This is a genomic window from Parasutterella sp. (genome assembly GCF_057870745.1).
Genome location: NZ_DBMALT010000013.1, coordinates 1 through 20,641, shown reverse-complemented (window position 1 = coordinate 20,641; position 20,641 = coordinate 1). Strand labels below are relative to the sequence as shown.

The 20,641-nt window shown below is 47.5% G+C and carries 21 protein-coding genes and 1 pseudogene; 10 read left to right on the top strand and 12 right to left on the bottom strand.

Annotation, left to right across the window (positions count from 1 at the left end; all coding sequences use genetic code 11):
- Window positions 1-84 precede the first annotated feature (84 nt).
- The gene (locus ACZND6_RS05185) at window positions 85-1,356 is read left to right on the top strand and encodes an amidohydrolase (protein ID WP_293737545.1); all 1,272 of its coding nucleotides are present in this window, start codon (window positions 85-87) and stop codon (window positions 1,354-1,356) included.
- An 84-nt stretch (window positions 1,357-1,440) separates the two neighbouring features.
- On the opposite strand, the gene ACZND6_RS05180 is transcribed toward ACZND6_RS05185, so the two are convergent.
- Window positions 1,441-2,814: a dicarboxylate/amino acid:cation symporter gene (locus ACZND6_RS05180; protein WP_489524435.1), complete on the bottom strand. Its 1,374-nt coding sequence runs from the start codon at window positions 2,812-2,814 to the stop codon at window positions 1,441-1,443.
- Between the two features lie 234 nt (window positions 2,815-3,048).
- The gene (locus ACZND6_RS05175) at window positions 3,049-3,609 is read right to left on the bottom strand and encodes a hypothetical protein (RefSeq protein ID WP_489524434.1); all 561 of its coding nucleotides are present in this window, start codon (window positions 3,607-3,609) and stop codon (window positions 3,049-3,051) included.
- A gap of 174 nt (window positions 3,610-3,783) precedes the next feature.
- Here ACZND6_RS05175 and ACZND6_RS05170 point away from each other — a divergent pair, with 174 nt between their 5' ends.
- Window positions 3,784-4,656, top strand: a complete 873-nt coding sequence (locus tag ACZND6_RS05170; protein ID WP_293737543.1) for a hypothetical protein — start codon at window positions 3,784-3,786, stop codon at window positions 4,654-4,656.
- Between the two features lie 80 nt (window positions 4,657-4,736).
- Window positions 4,737-6,068 (top strand): sodium-dependent transporter, encoded by a 1,332-nt coding sequence (locus ACZND6_RS05165; RefSeq protein ID WP_008863818.1) that lies wholly within the window; start codon window positions 4,737-4,739, stop codon window positions 6,066-6,068.
- 76 nt (window positions 6,069-6,144) lie between these two features.
- On the opposite strand, the gene ACZND6_RS05160 is transcribed toward ACZND6_RS05165, so the two are convergent.
- The 4 genes and pseudogenes from ACZND6_RS05160 to ACZND6_RS05145 form a co-directional block, all read right to left on the bottom strand.
- Entirely contained in the window at window positions 6,145-6,315 is a 171-nt protein-coding gene (locus ACZND6_RS05160; RefSeq protein WP_363324216.1) for a DUF4113 domain-containing protein, read from the bottom strand.
- A gap of 57 nt (window positions 6,316-6,372) precedes the next feature.
- Window positions 6,373-6,612: pseudogene (locus ACZND6_RS05155) on the bottom strand (DinB/UmuC family translesion DNA polymerase); the annotation flags it as partial.
- Window positions 6,613-6,624: 12 nt separating this feature from the next.
- Window positions 6,625-6,849, bottom strand: coding sequence for a DNA polymerase Y subunit UmuC family protein (locus ACZND6_RS05150; RefSeq protein WP_008863820.1), 225 nt, complete (start codon window positions 6,847-6,849; stop codon window positions 6,625-6,627).
- A gap of 36 nt (window positions 6,850-6,885) precedes the next feature.
- Entirely contained in the window at window positions 6,886-7,170 is a 285-nt protein-coding gene (locus ACZND6_RS05145; RefSeq protein WP_333492415.1) for a Y-family DNA polymerase, read from the bottom strand.
- Between the two features lie 127 nt (window positions 7,171-7,297).
- Between ACZND6_RS05145 and ACZND6_RS05140 the strand changes: the two genes are divergently transcribed.
- The 3 genes from ACZND6_RS05140 (at window position 7,298) to ACZND6_RS05130 (ending at window position 9,466) form a co-directional block, all read left to right on the top strand.
- A complete protein-coding gene (locus ACZND6_RS05140; RefSeq protein WP_008863822.1) occupies window positions 7,298-7,522 on the top strand; it encodes a hypothetical protein in 225 nt (74 codons plus the stop codon).
- Between the two features lie 136 nt (window positions 7,523-7,658).
- Complete coding sequence (locus ACZND6_RS05135; RefSeq protein WP_293737540.1) at window positions 7,659-8,462, top strand: hypothetical protein; 804 nt, start codon at window positions 7,659-7,661, stop codon at window positions 8,460-8,462.
- A gap of 140 nt (window positions 8,463-8,602) precedes the next feature.
- On the top strand, window positions 8,603-9,466 hold the full coding sequence (locus ACZND6_RS05130) for a DMT family transporter (protein ID WP_293737539.1): 864 nt from the start codon (window positions 8,603-8,605) through the stop codon (window positions 9,464-9,466).
- A 117-nt stretch (window positions 9,467-9,583) separates the two neighbouring features.
- Here ACZND6_RS05130 and ribB read toward each other — a convergent pair whose 3' ends face one another.
- On the bottom strand, window positions 9,584-10,243 hold the full coding sequence (ribB, locus tag ACZND6_RS05125) for a 3,4-dihydroxy-2-butanone-4-phosphate synthase (protein ID WP_293737538.1): 660 nt from the start codon (window positions 10,241-10,243) through the stop codon (window positions 9,584-9,586).
- Window positions 10,244-10,352: 109 nt separating this feature from the next.
- Window positions 10,353-11,666, bottom strand: coding sequence for an NCS2 family permease (locus tag ACZND6_RS05120; RefSeq protein ID WP_293737537.1), 1,314 nt, complete (start codon window positions 11,664-11,666; stop codon window positions 10,353-10,355).
- Window positions 11,667-11,868: 202 nt separating this feature from the next.
- Here ACZND6_RS05120 and ACZND6_RS05115 point away from each other — a divergent pair, with 202 nt between their 5' ends.
- Window positions 11,869-12,342, top strand: a complete 474-nt coding sequence (locus ACZND6_RS05115; protein ID WP_021867418.1) for a NifB/NifX family molybdenum-iron cluster-binding protein — start codon at window positions 11,869-11,871, stop codon at window positions 12,340-12,342.
- 94 nt (window positions 12,343-12,436) lie between these two features.
- Here ACZND6_RS05115 and ACZND6_RS05110 read toward each other — a convergent pair whose 3' ends face one another.
- The 3 genes from ACZND6_RS05110 to ACZND6_RS05100 all read right to left on the bottom strand — a co-directional run bounded on the left by ACZND6_RS05110 (window position 12,437) and on the right by ACZND6_RS05100 (window position 16,652).
- Entirely contained in the window at window positions 12,437-13,954 is a 1,518-nt protein-coding gene (locus tag ACZND6_RS05110) for an FAD-dependent oxidoreductase (protein WP_489524433.1), read from the bottom strand.
- Between the two features lie 138 nt (window positions 13,955-14,092).
- Window positions 14,093-14,791, bottom strand: coding sequence for a potassium channel family protein (locus ACZND6_RS05105; protein WP_008863830.1), 699 nt, complete (start codon window positions 14,789-14,791; stop codon window positions 14,093-14,095).
- A gap of 13 nt (window positions 14,792-14,804) precedes the next feature.
- Window positions 14,805-16,652 (bottom strand): TrkH family potassium uptake protein, encoded by a 1,848-nt coding sequence (locus ACZND6_RS05100; protein ID WP_302178832.1) that lies wholly within the window; start codon window positions 16,650-16,652, stop codon window positions 14,805-14,807.
- Window positions 16,653-16,931: 279 nt separating this feature from the next.
- Between ACZND6_RS05100 and ACZND6_RS05095 the strand changes: the two genes are divergently transcribed.
- The 3 genes from ACZND6_RS05095 (at window position 16,932) to ACZND6_RS05085 (ending at window position 20,294) form a co-directional block, all read left to right on the top strand.
- Window positions 16,932-17,624 carry a Crp/Fnr family transcriptional regulator gene (locus ACZND6_RS05095; RefSeq protein ID WP_293738009.1) on the top strand — a complete coding sequence of 231 codons (693 nt, stop codon included), beginning with the start codon at window positions 16,932-16,934 and terminating at the stop codon, window positions 17,622-17,624.
- A gap of 69 nt (window positions 17,625-17,693) precedes the next feature.
- The gene (locus tag ACZND6_RS05090; protein WP_302178833.1) at window positions 17,694-18,506 is read left to right on the top strand and encodes a MerR family transcriptional regulator; all 813 of its coding nucleotides are present in this window, start codon (window positions 17,694-17,696) and stop codon (window positions 18,504-18,506) included.
- A gap of 102 nt (window positions 18,507-18,608) precedes the next feature.
- Complete coding sequence (locus tag ACZND6_RS05085) at window positions 18,609-20,294, top strand: flavocytochrome c (protein ID WP_300877028.1); 1,686 nt, start codon at window positions 18,609-18,611, stop codon at window positions 20,292-20,294.
- Between the two features lie 51 nt (window positions 20,295-20,345).
- Here ACZND6_RS05085 and ACZND6_RS05080 read toward each other — a convergent pair whose 3' ends face one another.
- Window positions 20,346-20,597 (bottom strand): hypothetical protein, encoded by a 252-nt coding sequence (locus tag ACZND6_RS05080; RefSeq protein WP_489524432.1) that lies wholly within the window; start codon window positions 20,595-20,597, stop codon window positions 20,346-20,348.
- Between the last annotated feature and the right edge of the window lie 44 nt (window positions 20,598-20,641).

Sequence of the window (20,641 nt, the reverse complement as noted above, 5' to 3'; positions counted from 1 at the left end):
GTCCGTTTACATATTAGAACCACTGTTTCACACCGCGCGAACCTTCGAAAAGAAAGGATTCCACGGTGTGAAAGGTTATTGAATATGTCACAAATAACACAACTCCTCAAACAACACCGACGAAACTTGCACGCTTATCCTGAGACAGCTTGGACCGAGTTTCAGACCACTTGGTACATCTATCAGCAGTTAATGGGTCTGCCGTTCAAGCTGAGGCTTGGCAAGGAGATCTTGAACGAAGCTTTCGTTTTGAATCGAAATGAAGAAGAGGTCAAAATCAGTGCGAAACGTGCTTTAGACAATGGCGTCCCAAAAGAGTTCATTCACATTCTTGACGAATTTACCGGTGTACTGGCGACTTTTGAGACTCATAAGTCCGGACCAACGTTCGTTTTGCGTTTTGATATAGATGCTCTTCCGATTCAGGAAACGGAGGACGCTCAGCATTTGCCGAATCTGCTGGGTTTTCGTTCGCGGCATGATAATTGTATGCATGCCTGCGGACACGATTTTCATACGGCAATCGGTTTAGTGCTTGCAAGATGGATTTCCGAACAGCGAGCCAAACTTCGAGGAAAGATTATTCTTCTTTTTCAGCCAGCGGAAGAAGGTTCTCGCGGGGCCAGAGCGGTTTCGGCTTCAGGCTTGTTGGATGAGGCCGATTATTTTGCAGCCGCACACGTCGGAATGATGGCTCGTACAGGTGAAGTTGTCATTGATCCTTATGGCTTCCTGTGCGGAACCAAGTTCAATGTTGATTTCAAAGGTCGGGCTGCGCACTGTGCGAGTGAACCCGAAGCAGGGAAAAACGCCCTTGCAGCAGCCTGTTCGGCGTTCATGCTCCTTCAGGGAATTTCAAGGAGTAGTAAAGGTGCGTCTCGGATCAATGTCGGCAAGCTCTCAGGCGGACGCGGCCGAAATATTATTCCGGATCAAGCTTACATGGAGATTGATCTCAGAGGAGAAACGACAGAGGTTAATGACTACCTAGTGAAGAGAACTCAAGAAATACTCAAAGGAACAGCTCAGTCATTGGATGTTCAACTTTCTATTGAAGATCTTGGGACGGTATATGACATCAAGAATGACCCGGAGCTTGTTGAATATCTCAAAGAGGTTGCAAGTCAATGTCCCCTTGTTAAAGCAGTCACGACTCACTCCGATTTCGGAGGCTCTGAAGATGCCTCGATCATAATTAAGCGTATTCAGCAGCTTTTCGGAAAATGTATTTATTTTGTGATCGGGGCCGATCGAACGGCAGGTCATCATCAGCCGGATTTCGATGCTGATGAGGCCGCTCTTGAGATCGGATTTGAAATGTTTAAGGGCCTGATCCGGAAGATCAATGGTTGTTAACTGCGGTTAACCATAGCGGCATTAATTAAGCCTTGGATCCTTTTGTGGGTTCCAAGGCTTTTTAACTGTCAAATTTTTGAAAAATTATCTTTGTTCGGCCGATTCTTTGATAGATATCGGAGCCAAAGCCTGCTGAGGAGAAAGGACATCTCCGATTTCTGTTTCGATCTCGTCTTCGAGCTCGTCCAAGAGATTTACGTCTTTGCCTTTTTTACTTAACGTATCGGTTAACTGTTCTTTGTTTAATTCTCCCACCCATCGACCGACGACAACACAGGCAATACCGTTGCCGATCATGTTGGTAATGGACCTTGCTTCGCTCATGAAACGGTCCACGCCGAGGATTAGTGCTAAACCGGCGACGGGGATGTCGCCGACGGCAGAAAGAGTTGCAGCTAACACGATAAATCCGGATCCTGAAACGCCGGCCGCTCCTTTACTAGTTAAAAGGAGAACCGTTAACAGCGTCGCCTGCTGAGTGAAGGTCATTTGGATGTCACAGGCCTGTGCAATAAACACCGCCGCCATCGTAAGGTAAATCGCTGTTCCGTCGAGATTGAACGAATATCCGGTCGGAATTACAAGACCGGTGACGGAACGGCTGACGCCGGCTTTTTGCATTTTGGTAATCATTTGAGGAAGGACAGCTTCGGAAGACGAGGTTCCGAGAACGATGAGAAGTTCCTCTTTGATATAGGCCAGGTAGCGAAGAATTGAAAAACCGTTGAAGCGACAAATCGCACCGAGGATGCCCAAAACAAAAAATAAGCAGGTGGCATAGAAAACCAGCATTAGTTTCCCTAACGGTAGCAGAGAGTGTATGCCGTATTTGCCGATTGTAAATGCCATGGTACCAAAAGCCCCGATTGGCGCGACCTTCATGATCCAGTTGATCATGAGGAAAAGGATGTCGGATCCTTTTTTAATAAGTTCGTAGACTGGGTGACGGGAGCCGCCCAAGAACTGGAGGGCAAAGCCGAAAATGATCGAGAAGAACAAGACTTGGAGAATGTCGCCCTGCGCAAAGGCCCCGACAACGGAGGAGGGAATGATATGAAACAGAAAGTCCAAAGTCGACTGAGGCTTTTCGGCTGTTGCATACATCGAGACGGAATTCATATCTAATGTTGCAGGGTCAACATGCATTCCGGCGCCCGGCTGCAGTATATTTACTAAAAAGAGTCCGACAAATAGGGCAAGCGTTGTGACGGCTTCAAAGTAAAGAAGGGCTAAACCTCCGACTTTCCCGACTTTCTTCATGTCTTCCATTCCCGCGATTCCAATGACGACAGTGCAGAAAATCACCGGAGCGATGAGCATTTTAATGAGCTTAATGAAACCGTCCCCGAGCGGTTTCATGGATGCGCCGATATCCGGGAAGAAAAAACCTAAAAGAACACCGATAACAATGGCTGCAAGAACTTGCACGTACAGTACTTTATATAATGGTTTTTTCATTCAGTCACTCCTAATAAATGGGATAAATCCCCGTTAGTTAAGGGTTTTATCTAACAACAAAGGAATGATTTTGCGGTACGGTTTTTACGCTCTTGTGACAAGTATCCCAAAAGAGGTATTCGGTAACAATTTGAATAATTTATAAAATCTGTCTTCTAATGCTCATCTGTCCGTCCAAATAAAAAAATCCGAAGCCTTTTGAGCCTCGGATTGAGATGATTTTTCAGCGAGTGGCTATTCTGTTGCAGGGGAGGCAATCCCCCCGAAGGTCATGGAAGCAACATAAGCGGCCGTGAAGTCTTCAGGCGACATGCCCGGTACGGCAAAACGGAACTGTGTTGTCTGGCCCGGTGCGAGAGCCGGCGTGACACGGGAAACCAACAGAGCGTTTGTATAAGCGTTCGGGTCCCCGTTGGCGTCCTTTCCGTACACGCGGATATCAAAAGCGACATTGGTATAAGTAATGCTTTGCGGGTTGACGATAGTGAGAACAAAATCACTGCCTTTTGCGTTTCCGGAAGGTTTGTCAATGGACATTAGGAATGTTGCACCGTTAACACGGATACTGGATAGCTTTCTTGCGTCCGACATTAAAACTGCTGTGGACGGCGGAACCAGCATCTCAAGGTAGTCCACTTGCTTTTGGAGTTGAAGTACAGTCTCTCTGAGATCCTGAACTTGCTGAGATAAAGGCACGGATTTAGATTTCGGCGCCGTACCGGCAGCCTGAACCATAGCAGAAGCAGATAGGCCTAAAGCGGCAGCCAAAAGAAAAGGAAGAGTTTTTTTGATCATGCAGACCTCCGTTAATTTTCAGGAAAGCATACAGATTCAAATCCAACTGTGTTCCTTTCTATGCGCATTTAAGGTACACGAAATTGCAACTCAAAATTGATTTTCGGGCTCTGTCCGCGAGGAAAAGTTACTAATATAAGACTGTAAGTCTCAGAGCGTTCGGAGGAATGAAAAGTGAAGTGGTTCGGAGTGGATTATCGCTATGTGATTGCCGGAGTCGGTGCCGTTTTTATTTTGGCTTATGAATTTGTCGGAACCCAATCCGGAGAAATTCAGCCGGATAAACAGGAAGCTCAAAACTCAAAAGCACTTAGCGTAGAAGCCCTAAACGAAAAACTTGCTTCCGCACTCACAGCAAATTCTGCTTCGCTCGAAGGAGTCAAAGCCTCTGTCTTAGGTCAGGACGAAAAATCCAACATCAACGTGCGTTTAAATTTTGCTGCACGCAAGGGCCCTCCTTTTACAGACGCAGAAAAGAAATACTTCAAAACCTTCCTGCTCGGATTAACTTGTGTTGAAGCGCCGTCCTATTACGACCACGGCATCGGAAACGTAAACTACGAATTTTTAGACGGAGAAGGGACGCGGTTTGACAGTGCGAAGATTCAAACCAAAGCTTGCCTGAATTTCGATAAAAACCTGAATTCAACGTATATCTCCAGAGACCTGCTTCCGGCGATCGGTTCAATCCTGCACGATCAGCCGAAGACGGCTCAGCAGCTCCTTAAAACGCCTTACGCCAAAATTCCTGAAATCGAAAGTGAGGACGGCTACGAAGTCACGCCTCTGGGTGTTTCTGAAGACGGTGTGATCCGCTACCGCATCAAACATACTCAGAATCTTGCCGCTAACTTCTCTCAGGAAGATAAACATCGCTTGGTGACCGGAGGCTTTAACGGTGTTTGTCTGAACCAGCAGTTCAGAGACCGATTCAAAGAAGGATTTCCTGCTTACGAAATCGAACATGTCGATAAAAACAATCAGTTGATTGACAAGGTTTTTGTCTCTGAAGATACGTGTCGAAGCGGTCGACCGGACGGCCGCTGATCATTCTGTTGTTTCGGATCCTTCTGGTGATGGTTTCAGCCTGTAACATATACAGCAGCTAAACCAACAAGATTAAGACTATGGCTTCAAATTCCACATGGGGATCCAGAATCGGATTCATTCTGGCAAGTGCAGGCTCTGCCGTCGGCTTGGGCGCGATTTGGAAATTCCCTTATCTTGCCGGCAATAACGGCGGTTCTGTTTTTCTTCTCTCTTATCTGCTCTTTACCTTTACAGTCGGTGTGGCGATGCTCATCAGCGAGTACGTCATCGGCCGAGAGGGCAGAATGGGTGCGATCGGCTCATTAAAGAAAGTGGTCGGCAAGCACTGGGGCGTGTTCGGCACGGTCGGTGTCGTTACCGCTTTTGCGATTCTTTGCTTTTATTCCTGCGTCGGCGGCTGGTGTATCAAATATTTGATCGACGCGTTCACAGGAACCGGAATTGTCTCTAATGCGGACGAACTCAATAAAAACTTCGGTTCGTTTGTGAGCAACGGCGCCTTAGCGTACTTCTATCAGATCATCTTCTTGCTCGCCAACGCGGTGATTGTTTCATTAGGCGTACAGAAAGGGATCGAACGACTGGCTAAATTCCTAATGCCGGTGCTCTTTATCCTCATGCTCATCTTAATTGTCCGAGGATTAACGCTTCCCGGCGCCGTTAAAGGTCTGGAATATCTCTTTAAACCGAACTGGAGCGGCTTTACCTCGTCTGCGATCTTTAACGCGATGGGATTTACTTTCTTCTCGCTGTCTTTAGGCGCAGCCGTGATGGTAACTTATGCCGGCTATCTCTCCGAGAAAGTCAATCTTTTAACCTCTACGGCTTGGGTTGCATTCCTGGCGATCATGGCTGCTGTGCTCGGCGGCTTAATGGTGATGCCTGCCGTGTTTGCCTTTAATTTGTCTCCGACTGCCGGTCCCGGTCTGACATTCGTGACGATGCCGGCGATTTTCTCGCAGATGCCGTTCGGTGTTTTCTTTGCGATTCTTTTCTATTTCTGCTTGGTTGTGGCGGCGATTACGAGCTCCATGTCCATGCTTGAAGCCGTAGTGGCTTCACTTTTGGACTATACCCGTCTGTCCCGAGCGGCCGTGACTTGGATCACAACGGCTTTGGCTGCGTTCATCGGCCTTTTCTGCACTCTGAGCTTCGGATCCCTGTCCGACTTCAAGATGTTCGGCAAGAACGTGTTTGATTTGCTCGACTTCCTGACGAGCAATGTCGGTATGCCGCTGTCTGAAATTGGCTTCAGCGTGGCAGCGGCTTGGATTGCCTGGAAGGTGACGGCTAAGCAGCTTACCAGTGCCGGTCCCGTGCAGTCTTGGCTGCTCTGGGCAATTCGTATCGTGATCGGTATTCTGTCGCCGCTTCTGATTGTTACCGTGGTACTGACCGGTCTTCTCTGACAACAGCTTATTGAGACCACGAAATCGGCAGGCGAGCTTTTGGCTTTCCCGTCGGTTTGAATTTTCGATGTGTCGATCAGAACGGAACGATTTCTTCTAAGAGCGGCCCGATGCGAGGCAGGTCTTTCCAGCAGGTGGTATATCCGGGACTTAAACGTGCGCGAGACATTTTCCAAGTGTCTTTTCCTAATTTAGAAGCCGCAAAGCAGAGCGTATTTTTACCGTAGCGCGTGTTGATGGAGTCCATCAGTTCACAGATGATTTGCTGCTGTTCTGTCTCCGGCTCTTCAAAAAGATCCTTGGTGACGGCATCTTTCGGAACGACTTCACCGACGTAGACGCCGGTGCGTTTATAGAGGAAGTCTCTGCGGTAACTTTGATTGAGCAGCCGTCGGGCACAGTGAATGATCGTATTGGTGTCCGAGATCGGGTAGGGAAGTCCCACACACGGATAAGCGTGCTGCTGGACGTCCTGCCGGCGGAAAGGATTCGTGTGTAAGACAATACCGACGGTGTGCGCCACCATACCCTCGTGGCGCAAGGTTCTTCCGCATTCCTATGCATGGAAAGTGATGGCGTCAAGCAATTCGTCTTTGTCGCAGATCAAATGACTGAAGCTGCGGCTTCGCAGAATTTGCTGTCTTTTTGGTTTTACAAGTTCCAACGGAATACAAGACGTTCCCTGAAGTTCTCGTACCGTCATAGAAAGCGTAATACCGAACCGATCACGGATGGCTTCTGCATCTGCACAGGCTAAATCCAAGGCGGTACGAATGCCCATCTTGCCGAGATGCTCGGTGTAACGCCTGCCGATGCCTCAAATTTCAGAGACAGGTTCGCAGGCAAGCGCCTTTGCCTGTCTTTGAGGCGTTAAGTCGAGCCAATTGCACACACCTTTAAGCCCGGCGTAGTGTTTGGCCAAATGGTTGCAGTATTTGGCTAAGGTTTTTGTCGGTGCGATACCGACGCATGTGAGGATGCCGACATTCCTAAATACTTTTTCCTTGATCCGAAAACCCAACTGGGTTAGGTCAGCACCTAGACCTTCGTAGCCGCTCATATTGGCAAAGCATTCATTCTTTCTGGAGAAGCGAAGGGTAATGGGATGATATCTCCATGCCCGTTTTCGGCCCTCTTCACACCTATCTCAGTCCTCAGAGGTTAAAGTGAATCGTGAAGTACGAATTGAGGCGAAGGGCCTCAACAAAAACTATGTTTGAGGAGCATCAATGACCAAAGCAGATAAAAAAGACGAAGAAAGGAAAGAACAACTCGAGACCGAAGCTCTGATGGACGCTGAAGTCGAGGCTGCTACCGACTGCGGTCCTGTAAGTCACAAGGCCGAAAAGAAAGACAAGGAAAAAGCTGAACAGGCTGAAACCGAAGCTCTGATGGATGCAGAAGTAGAAGTTGCCACAGACTGCGGATGTGGTTGCGGCCGCAGCAAGAAATAATTGTTCCGAGTCAGCCGATTTTGAAGGTTTCGTCTGAGTGTTGCTCATATATGAGTAGCTTCGGATGAGCGAGTGTTTTTCTCGCACAAAGTCGGGGGCGCGAAAAGAAGAATATTTTTAATTGGAGGATATCGAAATGGTTCAAGTTCCTGAGTTATTTACTCAATACATCAGCTCTTTTTCCGGCTGCATGGGCGGCAACCCTAATGCCCCGATCTGGCTGGTCGTAGATCACAGCGCTCGCTGCCCGCTGCCGATCGATCCGGAAAAAGTCTTTGCAAATCCGGTTACGAATATTGATGCTTTAAAGCGCGCACTGCCGACAACATGCCCGTGCACCGAATCCGTTACTCGTTTGATTAACAGCATTACAGGCAATCCTGAAGCAGAAACTTCTCTTGTTTTCAAACCCGAAGGACAGGAAGACAAACAGCCGATTCTTCTGCTGAGTGCTTCTCCGCTCTGCACCGGAATGATTACAACGAACGCCTGGATGGAAAAACTCGCTGTTACGACGCCTGACGGCGAAGTCACAATGGCTAAGTACACCGGACTGCCTTCTTACCGCGATTTCCTGAACTTCCTCGTTGCTCAGAGAGGTCAGGTTTTCCAGGCTGCAGTCGCTGAAAAGAGCCCGAAGATCATTCTTTGCTCGAACATCTTTCGTGCTAATGATTACTTCAAGCTCTTCGGCGCTGACCGTAAGAACGTTGAAGCCAATGACTTCTTCCTCGTTGCTCCGGTCATGAAGAATGACAAAGAAGTTCGTACTTTGGTATTCGTTACAGACATGCTGGGTTTGGGCACCGGCGATATGACGCCTGAAAACGAACTCGAACTTCAGCAGGCAGGCAACGAATTCCGTCACTATGCACACGATGCATTCGGTGACGGATGGCTCGGTCAGTTCTCCGGTGAATTGCTGACATTGAAGAAGTAACCTTTCCTTAGAGGTTTAGAACCGGCGTGACGGCTGAGATATTCAGCAGACGCCGGTTTTGTTTTGTTCAAAAATTAAGAAAACGTTGTGGTCCACGGTATATTTCTTTATCTCTGGGATGAAGATACAGAAATACAGCTATGGGATCTTTTTGGATCGTTTTATCGACATTTTTTATCAGCAGCGCCTACGTCTCTATCAAAGCGATGCCGGTGTCGATGGCCTTCTACGAAATCTTCCTTTTGCGATCCATCGTTGTCTTGACAGTGGCGATCTGTCTTGTCGCAGCCACAAAAACTACGCTTAAGACGCATGAACCGGCACTTCAGCTCTCTCGTGCTTTGTGCGGAGTCGGAGCTTTGAGCATCAATATTTTGGTTGCTCGGCATATTCTTCTTTCTACGGCTCAGACGCTCCAATACACGGGGCCATTGTTTCTAGGACTTTGGGTGTTCGGCTGGTACCTGTTCAAAGGCAAAAAAATTCCTTGGGTGCTGTTTGTCTTTTTGCTAATCGGATTTGCGGGCGTCTTGCTTGTGCTCAGACCTGATGTTGCTGATCAAAACGCTCTTTATGTTGGCCTCGGTCTTTTATCCGGAGCATTGAGTTCGGGTTCAAGTATTTCCTTGAGACTGCTGGGCCTGAAAGGAGAACCGCCAATTAGGACGCTTTTTTGGTTTGCCTTGGCGTGTACCTTATCCGGTGGGGCGGCTACTTTGATGTTTTCAACAGGACTGCGGGCAGAACACGTATTCTCGGTTCCAGTTCTGCTCATGGGTGTCTTCACGGCACTCGGCCAATGGACACAAAACATCGGCTGGAAGAAAGGCAAAACGCTTCTGTGCGCTTCTCTGCAGTTCAGTGCCGTGATCTTCGCAGTAATATTTGGCTATCTGTTCTTTGACGAAGTTCCAGATACGTTCACTTTCTTAGGCATTCTGATCATTGTGGCCGCGTCTTTAGGTGCAACCATCTTCAGGCTGAAGTATTACAAAGAAGGCTGAGACACGTGAGAGGTGCAGCAGCCGGAAATACAAAAGGCCTCCGATTCCATATAGGAAGCCTCCAAAAATCATGCGATTTACCGCCGAAGAAACTTCTTCGGTTGGCTAACTTAATGATTAGACGTTCTTTTCCTGACGATATTTAACCAGATCTTCAACCGTAATGATCGGAAGGTCGTGTTTCTTTGCGAAAGCCAATGCCTCAGGCAGACGAGCCATCGTACCGTCTTCGTTCATCAATTCGCAAAGAACACCGCAAGGATTCAGACCGGCAATTCTCATCAAATCGACGGTTGTTTCAGTGTGGCCTCTGCGCTCTAACACGCCGCCGGAGCGAGCACGAAGCGGATAAACGTGGCCGGGACGAAGGAGGTCTTCAGGTTTGCCATTCGGGTTGGCTGCTGCTTTGATCGTAGTGACGCGATCTTTAGCGCTGACGCCGGTAGTGCAGCCGTGAGCAGCTTCAATGGATACCGTAAAAGCAGTACCCTGAGTGTTGGAGTTAGAAGCAACCATCTGAGGAAGTTCTAAGCGTTTGCAGTCTTCGTCACGAAGGCAGACGCAGACGATGCCGGAGCATTCACGGATCATTAGAGCCATTTGCTTTTCTGTCAGATGATCGGAAGAGTAGATTAAGTCGGCTTCGTTTTCGCGGCTTTCGTCGTCAAGAACGACGACGCCTTTGCCTTCTCTTAAACCGGCAAGGGCGTTTTCAACACGGGTGATTGGATCACTACCGAAGTGGTCGAGAGTCAATTCAGCTTTTGTTTCCTGCATGCTGTACATCTTTAATTTTTGGAATCATATAAAAACAGATCGGACAAGGATAAGGCATTCCTGTCCGATCTGTTGAAAACTTTTGTTCGAAACGGTTAGTTTCCGCGTCTTAGTGAGAAATCAAAATTCCCACAAAAACCACTGCCAAAACTGCCATGGTCAGCGTAATTTCTTCTTTCTTACCGGCTAAGAACTTTAAGAGCACGAAGCTGATGACGCCGAAAGCCAAACCGGTGGCGATATTGAAGGTAAACGGCATCATAAAGATGGTTAAGAAGCAGGGAAGACCTGTTGTGATATCCGAGAAATTAATTCGCGAAGCCGTGCCTTGAAGCATCATGTAACCCACGATGATCAGAACGCAGGCAGTAGCAAAGGCCGGAACTAGAGTCAGCAGAGGAGCAACAAACAAGGTTAATGCGAAGAAACCTGCAAGGAACAGAGCGCAGAGGCCGGTTCTTGCACCGGCTTCAATGCCCACAGCGCTTTCAAGGATGGCGGTAGAAGTCGGAGTACCGATAAGACCGGCGCCCATGGTGGCGATAGAGTCGGAAATCAGAGCACGGTCGAGGCCGGGAATATTGCCTTGCTTATCCATGAAGCCGGCACGGTAAGACAAGCCGATCAGGGTCGACATATTGTCAAACAAGTCCACCATTGTGATGGAGAAGAGTACGCCCACAATACCGACGGTCAGCATCTGTTTGAAATCCACTTGGAAAATCGTTTCCGTCGGGAGGAGCTTGAAGCTGCCTGAGAAAAGATTGTGAATTCCGTCTGTCGGCGTGACGCCGGTAACAATACCTAAGGCCGCAACGATCAGAATCGTAATCAGCATTGCTAAGCGAATGCCTTTGGCCATCATCCAGCCGGCGAGCACAACACCGAGAATCGTCAAATAAGCCTGAGGCTGCATCATATTGCCGAGTCCGATCATCGTAGAAGGTGTTGCAACGACGATGCCGGCGTTTTTAAGACCGATGATGGTAATGAAAGCTCCGATACCGGCGACGATAGCCAGTTTTAGGTCCAGCGGGATCGCTTTAATAATGGCTTGGCGCACCCGTGTGACGGTCAGGATAAAGAAGACAAAACCGGAAATCACGACGGCAGCGCACGCAGCTTGCCAGGAGAGTCCCATTGCTCCGCAGACGTAGTACGCAAAGTAAGCAGAGATGCCGAGGCCCGGTGCCACAACAACCGGGTAGTTGGCGATGAAAGCAATCATCAAGGTGCCGAGGACAGCAGCCCAAATGGTTGCCACCGTGGCGTCTCCAATTGGCATTCCTGCGTCGGCAAGCATGCCGGGGACAACGATGAAAAGATAACAAACTGCGAGATAAGCCGAGACGGCGCCTAAGAATTCTGTCTTAGTCGATGAGCCGCGCTCTTTGACTTTGAAAAGCTTTTCGATGAGGGACATGATTTAATGATCAATTTTGCGAGCCGTAATTCTATGAATTATTGTTCTATTTAGAAGTAACGACTCTTTGCTAAGCACCATTTTCGGCGTAGACAAACTTTTTTGCATTTTCCGTTCTTGAATTTTCATCGGGTTGCCACCACTTAATCTAAATGGATAACCTTGATACAATTCCCGAACAATTTTTTTTGGAGAATTAAAAATGCGTATTGCCATCCCTTACGAAGACGGCGTTGTTTGCCAGCATTTTGGCAAAGCTCCTCAGTTCAAGATTTTTGACGTACAGCCCCAGGGCGTTGTTGAAAGTGTTGTGATTGACAGCGAAGCTTCCGGTCATGAAGCGCTGGCTGAATTCTTAGCCGCTCAAGGTGTACAGGCTGTTATTTGCGGTGGCATTGGTCAAGGCGCTTTGGTTTCTTTGGCTCAGAGCGGTATTGATGTACTTCCCGGCGTCACTGGCAACCCTGACGAAGTCATTGAGGCTCTGATTGCAGGAACCCTTCAGCCTGAAGGTACCGGCGGTTGTGGCTGCGGCTGTGGAGGCCATCATCATGAAGAACATGCTGGCGGCTGCGGATGCGGCGGCCACGGTCATGAAGAACACGAGGGTGGCTGCGGATGCAGCGGTCATGGTCATGAAGAACACGGCGGAAGCTGTGGATGCGGCTGTCACTAAATAACTTTCATTAACGGGTGGAGAAAAGGTTCGGATTTTTTGCCTCGGACCTTTTCGATTTTGGGCGCCAATTTCGGCGCTTAAATTTTTCGGGTTACTTCATTTCGTCTATCGCATTTAAGGCAGCGTGTCTGCCGGAGTAAGAAGCAAATCCGAAGGCATGTCCCAAAGACCAAGTGGAATAAGTCGGTCCGACCATATCAGACACTTCAAGACCTGTGGCGTAAAGCCCTTTGATCGGTTTATTGTTCTTATCCAGAACTTGATGTTTGCGGTTGGTGTTCAGACCGCCGTAGGAGCTGAAGAAGTAGGCTTTCAGCTTGATGGCATAAAGTTTCTTGGTGTTCAGCGGACGAAGATAGGTCTTTTCTTTGTAATACTCACTGTCATGACCAACCTCACAAGCCTTGTTGTATTGGTCCACAGCTTTCTGAAGGTTAGCCTCCGGAACTCCGAGTTCTTCGGCAAGCTGAGCAACGGAATAAGCGGCCTTAAATCCATCGCTCTTAACAGCGACTGCCTCATCAATCTCTTTCTGCAGATTCGGCAGTTTCTGACCGACCGGTACCAATACGCCGATGCCGGAGTCCACGCCTTTTTTCATCATGTATTGGACCTGGCTGTCGTCAAAAATTGACCAGCCGTAGTGATGAGGCTGAGCATAGATCGCATTGGCAGCCTGAGCAAAGGAGAAGGCGACATCTTCGTTGCTGAAACGGTTGCCGTCACAATTTACCCAAAGAGCTGAAGGCTGCCAGGATGTGGCATAGAGGTTTCCCAGGAACTTAATGCCTTTGCCCTCCGTGCCGAGGTGCTGAACAAAGGAAACGTTGCCCATGGCTGCACCGGCTTTCGTTGCCATGGCAATGCCGTCACCGGTTTTCCCGATAGGTACAGAGCTCTTCCAGCCTTCAGGATCGCGATGAGCCCAGTTTTTGACTTTCTGCGGATCGTCGCCGAAACCGCCGGTCGCAAGAATGACGGCTTTTGCGCTGATGGTGTAGGTATTGCCTTTCTTATCTGCAGCTTTCGCACCGACGACTGCGCCTTCCTTATTCAGGATTAGTTCAGTGGCAGGTGTTCCTAGCTTGGTTTCTACGCCGGCCTTGTCGGCAGCATCTTTGAGCCCTTTGATTAAGCCTGAGCCGTGATTTGTGCCTTTGTAATCACTGATGACGTGCCAGATTGCGGCCTCCCACGGCGTCATGCGCACAACTTCAAATTTGATGCCGTGACCGGCGAGCCAGGAGATGTTTTCAGCGCTGCCTTCGACATAATCTTTGGTTTTAGCGGCATCAATCACATAGCCGTGTTTTTCCATTAAGGTTTTGAAAGCTTCTTCTTTGGTAAGAGGATCGCTTCTCAGACGATTCCATTCTGAGCCGACTGCAAACAATCCTTCAGCAAACTGCGAGCTGCCTCCGACACCGAGATTTTTCTCTAAAAGGATAACTTTCTTGCCTTTTTCTGCAGCTTGAACGGCTGCCGTTAAGCCAGCCGAGCCTGCTCCGACAACTAATATATCGGCAGAAAGGTTATGGTCGGCCGCTAATGCGTTGTGACTAAAGGCAAGTGCAACAAAAGCGGCGGAAAGAGTGAGTTTTGCATACATAACGAATGTCTCCTTAGGATTAACGCTTTATGTTCCTAAAGTTACGCTAATTCCAAAAATTGGCTCGTTAAATACTGAACACTCTCGCTGCCGCCCCCTGTTCCGTTTTCGAAAAAAAATCGTGAACCCGCCGTTTTCTCAGTTTGTTTGAACCGAAGAAAGAAAGTCTGTGATATTTTTTCTTGTCCCCATTACGATGATTTCGTCACGGGAGGCGATTTTTTCTTCCATCGATTTGCGCTCCAAATCTAAGATTTCCTCTCTTGAAGAAGAAAGTCCTAGTAAATTATTTTCGGTAACTTTTCTAACAGCAGAAATAAGGACTAAGCCAAACCGAGAAAAATTAATGCTCCGATAGCTGTGTCCGACGAATTTTTCCGGCGCTGTAAATTTCAACACCATGAAGTCTTTTGTGATGTTAAAAGTACTGCACTGGGTGTTCAGACTGAGTTCCAGCGTTAAATCGTTTGCAGCTCTTTTTTCCGGCGTCAAGATGCGTTCAAGATTAAATGCTTCGAGAATAGACTGGTGAAGGTTGTCGATGGCTCTGGCATAAATGTGCTTGACACCGTTCTTTTTCAAGAGGGCAACCGTTTTTAAACTTGCGCCGAAATCCTCTCCGATAGCAACGATAACAATGTCCATGTTTTTAAGAGGAAGCAGCTTCAAAGAATTCTCATCCTTGGCGTCAAGTTCGTAAACGGTCATGAGTTGTTCTTTCACTGCCTCAATGTTTTCCGATCGATGATCTACACCGATAACTTCATTGCCTTGTAAAGATAAATTGATAGCCAGCTCACGTCCGTACGTGCCTAAACCGATAACAAGATATTTCATATGGATTTCACAGTTAATTAATGATGATGTGTTCGTTTGGGAAAGAACAGCCCTTTGCTCCGCGGTGGCCTAATAATCCTATAAGGATAGAAAGTAGTCCGACACGCCCTAAAAACATTGCAATACAAAGAACAAACTTCGACTCTCCTGAAAGTACCGGTGTTAATCCGAGGGATGAACCAACAGTAAATAGAGCCGACATAACTTCAAAAATGATGCTTCTGATCGGCTGTCCGGGTTCAAGGAGAATCAGGATAAAAGAAAATACAAATACACAAACGGTGGCGATGAATGCTACGGCGTATGCGCGCAGAACAGCCTTTTCGGAAATAGCTCTATGAAAAGCTCCGGTTTGATCGCTGCCTGTGATAATGCTTTTAAGGTTTAAGAATAGAACTGCTACCGTGTTGACTTTTACACCTCCGGCCATGGATTGGGAGGATCCGCCGATCCACATCAAAAGGCAGACGAGAAGAATTGTGGAAGGCTGGAAATCCGCAGGATTGACGGAAGCAAAACCCGTAGTTCTAGGAAGAATAGCATTAAACAATGACTGGACAATTTTTGTGAAGAAACTCATGTCTTTGAGTGTCCCGTCATACTCGAAAATTAGGAAAAGCACCGTTCCTGCCGCGACCAGGATGGAAGAGGTAATTAAAACTAGCTTCGTATTTAAATCAAAGCGAATGAAATTTGTCTGTTCTCCTGTAGAAGGGAAAAGCTGCTTTTTTAATTTCCAAAATAATTTATCTTTTAGATTAATGAGAATAGGAAAACCGATGGATCCTAAAAACATCAACGCACAGATAACCAAGTAGAAAAATTGGTTCCCTTTAAGAAGAACTTCATTACTTAGCCCGTCTTTTAAGTTTGAAAACCCCGCATTACAAAAGGCAGACATTGAATGGAAGGCAGAAAAAATTAATTTATCCGATAGCGTTGTAAATAGGGAGGAGGGGACAGTTACATAAATTAAAAATGCCCCAATCGTTTCAATACTTAATGTAAAGCCGAGAATATAGAGGAGAGTAGGCAAAAGGGCATCCATGGATTTGGAGTAAATCATGTCTCGGATGAGCAGCTGGTTGTAGACAGAGGTAGAGCCTGCATAAAAAATAGCAAAAACACTGGTAAACGCGATTAATCCTAAGCCGCCAATCTGAATTAGGACCGAGAGAACGAGAAGGCCGAAATTCGTAAATATTTGCGAGATGTCGATCGGCGACAGACCGGTGACACAGACAGCACTGGTAGATATAAAAAAAGCGTCGATAAGATCTATGGGTTCCTTAGTACTTTTCGGGAGCATGAGAAGGAATGTCCCGATGAGAATCACAACGATAAAACTAGAGGCAAGAATCAGAGAAGGATTCATGCGATAGCTATTGGCCAGATCAAGGGCTTTCGCGCTGAGAAAGACCAACGAATAAGAGGCCAAGGAAAAAAAGAGAAACTCCTTGGAGCTAATGCATCCGAACCAGTTTGAAGCCGCTGGAAAGAAATAGGCCGCAGCGCTAATAAGGATTAAGAGATTTACGATCCACTTTAGGATGCCGGCATGAAGAACGAATCGATTAAAAGCAAAACAGATTCCTAGAAAAATATTTACCGCAAATAAGAATAAAGCTGCGTGGAGCCCAACCAAGAAGCCGGACGCTTCGTTCGTTGAATTATTAAGACCGTAATAGAATGCGATCCCAAGCAGGGAGCCGACAGAAGCGATCGCCGTCAGACAAGTAAAGAATACATCTATTTTATGCAACCACTGAACGTAATTTTGAGATTCATTGGGCGCTTTATGCTTCTGTTCCCAAATGATTCGCTTAATAGCCTTTTCTAATCGAGGCAAATTATTTGGCATATAGTTTTCTATCCTTCCAACAGACCCAAGGAGAGAGTCCCTTATTCATGTTAAAAGAGAAGGAAAACGGGTTGTTTGCCGTTCTCCCAGACTGAGCTAGAGTGGCGCAGAAGGTTTCATATAACTCACTGAGGTGTTGGTCGGCATCTTTTTAAGTGGGGTGTTTGAACTTCGAGCCTATCCTAAACTGCGATTACGGCGGATATTTAGGAAAATCGCTTATATCTCCAGTTCATACACGGGGTTATAGTTAAATCTATAAAAAGAAAAAAGACGAAAATGAGACAGATATTATTTGGTGAACAATGGTTCCATCCCGAAGCTCCGGCAGAGGTTGTCGAAATCTTCAATCGCTTGGGTAGAAAACGTACTTTCAAGAAAGGAGAGGAGCTTAAACACGGAGCACCTGATGGAGAAATTACTCTTCTGCTGACGGGTTTGTGCCTTTATCGGTTTTGGGATACTCAGGACAAAGAGCACGTATTAAGTCTCATTCTCCCGAATAGAACCATGGGGGACATAGACGGACTGACCGGGACCATGGCCAACGTCAGTGCTTACACAATCAAAAACAGTACAGGGTTGGTCCTGCCTTACGATGTCTGGCACAAAGAGATTAGAAAAGACATTAATGTCTACGAAAAGGTTGCCCAAAACATTACATTTAAGCAGGAAAGCCACATTGAGGCGCTCCTTGCCTGCTTCACCTTGGATATTGACAACAGGCTTCGCGCTTTCCTCCATTCTTTGATCAAGTCTTACTACAAGCCGAACTATGCCGGCTGGAACCCCATGCCGGTTCGGCTGACAGCGACGTTAATTGCCTCAATTATTTCTGCAAGCCGCACCTCTGTTTCTCTGACATTAAGTGACTGGATGGGAAAAGGCTGGATGAAAAAAGACGGCAACATAACGCTCTTCCATGGTTCGATCTTCACGAATCTGAAAGATTGGTGGGCTCCCAGCGCTTAACTCAAATATTGCTATCTAATTGAGTTATAACTATTTCTTCGTTTTGAGATTAAGTTCAAGACTTGAACCATGCTGACCGTCAAGAAATTAGCTGATCTGTTGGGTTTATCTCCTGAAGTGATTCGGCATTACACGCATATGGGTATTTTGAAACCCGTCGTGAATTCCGGAAATAACTACAAATATTACGACGAACAAGATCTGTTGTATCTGGCAAATATTCGAGTGAACCGCAGTCTCGGTCTTTCTCTGCCTCAGGCTCAGGACTTTCAGTCCGGTTCCGTCCAGGATCAAAGAAACTTGTTGGCTGAGCGCAGTCAGCAGCTTTCTGCCGAAATCGAAAAACTCCAAAAACTTCAAAAAAGACTCACCGAAGTAGAAACTTTCCTTGCTCAAGCCGAAATGTGCACAATGGAAGGTGTCGTCAAAGATGTTCGCCGTGATCCGATTCACAGCGTCTATACCTACGGTTTGAAAAAACCTCATACGGATCAGCTTGCGATCGTCCAGCAATGGTCGAAGTTGTTTCCGTTCGTCCATTTTTCGGTCAAAATTCCAAAAGAAGAATTGAACGATCCGAACTTTGGAGGCCCGTATTCGGTTGAGTTGGGTCTCGGCATCGTGCACAAGTATTTAGAGGAATTTCATCTTCAGTCCACACCGCCGGTTGAAACAATTCCGGAGGGCCGATTCCTGATCATCTACCTTAAAACGTACGATATCCTCAATCTCGGCCCTAAAGATCTCAAGCCTCTGTTGGATAAGGTCCTAAGCTTAAATATGAGTTTTACCCACAGCTCGTCCGGTCGTCTGCTGGCAATTGAAGAAACACCGGATGGACCGCTGTTTTCTATTCTGATTCGCGTCCGAATCTCTGATTAATTATCTGACTTCCTTGACCTGTGTGTAACACACAGCTTTACTATTTCTCTATCAAACGAGCGGCATTAAACGCCCCAACCACTTCAGATCAAAGGAGAAAAAATGAGAATTAAAGCTGTATTGCTAGCCATGGGCTTGGTTTCCTGCGGTTTAGCTCAAGCCGCGCTGACATCCGGAACGTATGTCGCAGAAGGAAAGGGCAATAACGGTCCTGTCGTTGTCGAAACCACCATCGAAAATGGTGCGATCACTAAAATTCGTGTCTTGAAGAACTCCGAAACACCGATGATCGGCGAGACAGCCATCAAACTGCTTCCCACAAAAATCGTTGACCGTCAGTCTTTGGACATTGATAAAGTCGCCGGCGCCACCAACAGCAGCAACGCTATTCTGACGGCTGTCGGAGAAGTTTTGAAGAAAGCCGGCGGTTCTAAAGCCGACCTTAAAGCTGTAGCTCAGAAGAAGGATCAAGCCGCTGTATTGGAAGATGCCAATACCGACGTAGTCGTAGTCGGTGCGGGCGGCAGCGGTATGGCCGCGGCCATCGAAGCCAAACGTAAAGGTCTAAACGTTATCCTGATCGAAAAGCTTCCGATGATCGGCGGCACCACAGCTTTGTCTTCCACAGCATTTAATGCCGGCGGCAGCAAGATCCAGATGGCCTTGAAGAAACCGTACACCGCTGACGACTACTACCTCAAACTTAAAGGCAAAGGTCCGGATGACGCCTCTCTGCGCAACCTCGCTGACCTTTCCGGTCCGACAACCGATTGGTTGGTAGACATGGGTGCTGATCTCGGCCGCGTAATTAACGGCTCTCAGCATACGCCGAAAGACGGCGGAGCACTTGGCGCCATGCTCGTTCCTGTCATGAAGAAGCAGCTTGACAAACTTGGAATCGAACCTCGCACATCCACAAAGGCTGAAGATCTTTACGTTAAAGACGGTCGAGTTGCCGGTGTTCGCGTCAGCCACGACAACGGTAAGTATGTTATTCACGCCAAAGGCGTGATTCTGGCTACCGGCGGTTTTGCTTCAAATCCTGAACTTGTCGCTAAATACACGCCGATGTGGGCAGGTTACCCGTCAACTGCCAGCCGCGGCGCCACAGGCGATGCATTAGCGATGGCGACTAAGGTAGGTGCAGCGCTGGGTCAAATGGATCGGTCCGGACCTCAGACCGTTGCCTACCAAACCGGTAACGGTGCTGTCTCTTTGACGAACGTTCGCTACAACGGTGCGATTTTAGTGAATGAAGACGGCAATCGCTTTGTGAATGAATTGGCTTTAACGCCGATCTTGGGCAAAGCCATTAAGGATCAGAAGGACAGACATGCTTACTTGATCTTCGATCAGGCTTCCGTGGATCGTGCCGCTCTGATGAAGAAATACAAGGAAGCCGGTTACTTCGTTGAAGCTCCGACATTAGATGCATTGGCTAAGAAACTCGGTATCAATGCCGAGAACCTCTCTAAGACCGTTGCTGCCTATCAGAAAGGCATGGATGACGGTGTCGACCACGAATTCGGTCGCAAAGATTCCCGCTTCAGCCGTATCGACAAGGTTCCGTACTATGGCGCCAAGATCAGTCCGGCAAGCCAGACAACCTATGGCGGCGTCAAGATTGATCTGAAGGCTCGTGCTGTCACCGAAACCGGAAAAGTCATTCCCGGACTTTACGTCAGCGGCGAAGCAGCTTCTCAGTACGGCCAGGGAGTCTCGATCGGTGTGATCTTAGGCAAACTAGCAGCTGATACCGCGGCTGAAGACATCGCCAAAATGAAGTAGTCCCCACATGACAAAGGCCTCCGAAAGGAGGCCGAAATGTTTGTGAATCAATCAGTTAAAGTTTTTGTAAACCTTGCGAGCGGCTTCAAGCGCCGGATTGTTTTCCGGAAGTTCTAGAAGCGACTTGCCTTCGCTGTCATAAGCTTCGACTTCTTCATCCATCGGAATCGACCCAAAAATCTCAAGTCCCAAATCTTTGGCAAACGCTTCTAACTTAGTGACGTCATTGCGTGTGCGGTTGAAGACTGTCTTGTACTGAAATAAGTTGACTCCTAAAGGAGTCAGGAATGGAAAATAAGGCAAAGATTGATCCTAAAAGATTTGGAATCTTAAAGGCTTATCAAAAA

Coding starts and splice junctions, on each gene's coding strand:
- ACZND6_RS05090 (WP_302178833.1), top strand. CDS start 17,694: ATGCTGACCGTCAAGAAATTAGCTGATCTGTTGGGTTTATCTCCTGAA.
- ACZND6_RS05180 (WP_489524435.1), bottom strand. CDS start 2,814: ATGAAAAAACCATTATATAAAGTACTGTACGTGCAAGTTCTTGCAGCC.
- ACZND6_RS05165 (WP_008863818.1), top strand. CDS start 4,737: ATGGCTTCAAATTCCACATGGGGATCCAGAATCGGATTCATTCTGGCA.
- ACZND6_RS05185 (WP_293737545.1), top strand. CDS start 85: ATGTCACAAATAACACAACTCCTCAAACAACACCGACGAAACTTGCAC.
- ACZND6_RS05150 (WP_008863820.1), bottom strand. CDS start 6,849: ATGGGCATTCGTACCGCCTTGGATTTAGCCTGTGCAGATGCAGAAGCC.
- ribB (WP_293737538.1), bottom strand. CDS start 10,243: ATGCAGGAAACAAAAGCTGAATTGACTCTCGACCACTTCGGTAGTGAT.
- ACZND6_RS05140 (WP_008863822.1), top strand. CDS start 7,298: ATGACCAAAGCAGATAAAAAAGACGAAGAAAGGAAAGAACAACTCGAG.
- ACZND6_RS05175 (WP_489524434.1), bottom strand. CDS start 3,609: ATGATCAAAAAAACTCTTCCTTTTCTTTTGGCTGCCGCTTTAGGCCTA.
- ACZND6_RS05085 (WP_300877028.1), top strand. CDS start 18,609: ATGAGAATTAAAGCTGTATTGCTAGCCATGGGCTTGGTTTCCTGCGGT.
- ACZND6_RS05160 (WP_363324216.1), bottom strand. CDS start 6,315: ATGGACTCCATCAACACGCGCTACGGTAAAAATACGCTCTGCTTTGCG.
- ACZND6_RS05100 (WP_302178832.1), bottom strand. CDS start 16,652: ATGCCAAATAATTTGCCTCGATTAGAAAAGGCTATTAAGCGAATCATT.
- ACZND6_RS05105 (WP_008863830.1), bottom strand. CDS start 14,791: ATGAAATATCTTGTTATCGGTTTAGGCACGTACGGACGTGAGCTGGCT.
- ACZND6_RS05135 (WP_293737540.1), top strand. CDS start 7,659: ATGGTTCAAGTTCCTGAGTTATTTACTCAATACATCAGCTCTTTTTCC.
- ACZND6_RS05095 (WP_293738009.1), top strand. CDS start 16,932: ATGAGACAGATATTATTTGGTGAACAATGGTTCCATCCCGAAGCTCCG.
- ACZND6_RS05120 (WP_293737537.1), bottom strand. CDS start 11,666: ATGTCCCTCATCGAAAAGCTTTTCAAAGTCAAAGAGCGCGGCTCATCG.
- ACZND6_RS05130 (WP_293737539.1), top strand. CDS start 8,603: ATGGGATCTTTTTGGATCGTTTTATCGACATTTTTTATCAGCAGCGCC.
- ACZND6_RS05115 (WP_021867418.1), top strand. CDS start 11,869: ATGCGTATTGCCATCCCTTACGAAGACGGCGTTGTTTGCCAGCATTTT.
- ACZND6_RS05110 (WP_489524433.1), bottom strand. CDS start 13,954: ATGTATGCAAAACTCACTCTTTCCGCCGCTTTTGTTGCACTTGCCTTT.